1 protein-coding gene is annotated in these 1,914 nt (G+C 69.3%); it reads left to right on the forward strand.

Features of this window, described 5'->3' with window-relative positions:
- On the forward strand, nucleotides 1–1,914 hold a 1,914-nt coding region (locus ACFHWE_RS23465; RefSeq protein ID WP_416604041.1), incomplete at both ends, for an ADP-ribosyltransferase.

The raw sequence follows: 1,914 nt of genomic DNA on the forward strand, positions 1-1,914 counted from the left end.
CACCGCCCAAGCCCAAGCCGACCAGCACTACCAGAACACCCGCCACCTCCTCCCCCCCACCTCCGGCACCACCGACCTCCACACCTTCCCCTTCTTCGCCGACCTCTCCCGGCGGGCCCTCCAGCTCCTGGACTCTGCCGAACCCGCACCCGTACCGGGGGGCCTCGATCCGCGCGGCGTCCGCTACTTCACCAGCAACCGCGACGGCGAGATCTACGGCGGGCAGGTCCTGGACGCACCCCGCCACCCCCACGGGTTCACGAACCTGCCACAAGACCAGCAGGAAGCGGTCTACGCGTACACCAAGAATTCAGTGCCGTACAACTGGATGCTGCGTGCCACAGGAATCCAGGACAAGCTGAACATTCTGCGACGATTGACTTCCTCCCGCGGCCCGGGATGGCCCCTGTACGAACTGGCGGGCCCGGCGTACCCGAGAAAGCCGACGTTGGCCGACATCGCCAACGCCAGTCTCGGGGCCCTCTCCCCGGAGCAGCAGAAGCTCGTGCTGAAGATCAGGCAGTCGACGGACCCGGCCGGAGAACTCGCGCGGTTCACCGACAGGGAAGCACGACCCGCCGAAGTCCTGGTCAACTCGTTCGGGACCTTCCCCACGCTCAACGAGATCGAGCAGCGCCTCGGCCTCATCGACCGGGCCCTGGACCACCCCCTCCCGGAACCGATCCTGGTGCACCGGGCACTGCAAGAGGTCGACTTCATGCAGGACTTCGGCCGGGAGGCCGTTCGGAGCCTCGAAGGGACGGTCCAGACCGAGCCCGGCTACCTGTCCGCCAGCCTGGGCACGGAAGCAGGGCCCGAGATCGCACGCGGATGGAGCTTCCGACTCCATCTCACCCTGCCCGCCGGTTCCCGGGGCCTGTGGATCGGCAAGCACAGCGCCTTCCCCGAACAGCGGGAGATCCTCCAGCCGCGTGGTCTCCAGTACCTGATCACACGCGTCGTCGAACGCCCCGACCGGAAGGTCCACATCCACGCCGAGGCCCTCCCACCAAACGAGGCCCAGCCCCGGCAGGAACTCGGCCTCGGAGACCAAGACCTCCGCCGCTGGCTGCGCCCAACACCTCATTGGACCGCTCCGGCGGCTCCGGAGAACGCCGACACCGGCACCGGTATGCCTCGGGGACTGCGACTTCCAGACCACCGCTCGGCCCTCCGGCGGGCCCCCCGACTCCTACCAGAACCGGCTACCGCCTGGCTCCGGCAGCCCCTGGCGCACTACACCGAGACCTACCGCGACCTGGTCGACAGCGGACTCCTCGGCGACAGCGTCCCCCCGAACCAGCGCGAAGCCCTCGTCTCACTCATCCACCGCCTCGATCTCGCCTTCGTCCACACCAGGGTCAGCCGACCACTCATCCTCCACTCAGGTGTCGACATCGGCTTCCTGGACAGGGTGGTTCGTGGGGCCAGGCCCGCCCAGCTCGTGGGCACCGTACACACCGAACCCGGTTTCCTCTCGGCGTCCCTGTTCCCCATCGCCCCCGAGGATCACCCGGTCGAACTCATCCTTCTCGTCCCCACCAAGTTCCCGGCCCTCCGTCTCGGCGATATCACGGCCCTGCTCCCCCGTGACACCAGCCTCCTCATCCACGACATCCACCACCGTTCGGGTGACGGCCCCGCGACACCGGCCTGGACCGTCCAAGCCGAAATCGTCCCCACCGGTTGGAGACCCGGTCTCCACTGGAGAGCACGTCCGATCGCCCCCCTCCGCAGCACGAGCGCCGAGCCCTCCGCGGTGGAGGGCGACGGGCGCACCAGCACGGGCGGTCCCAGCGGCACCGCCCCCCGCGATGGCGCGGGCGAGGCACGCCACGAGGATCGGCCCGTACGCGGTGACGGATGGGTACGGCTGCCCGACGGCACCCGACGCTGGGGCCGCTACGGCGCCGC

Origin of the sequence: Nocardiopsis sp. LOL_012, from assembly GCF_048060475.1 — a bacterium.
Lineage (GTDB): Bacteria > Actinomycetota > Actinomycetes > Streptosporangiales > Streptosporangiaceae > Nocardiopsis.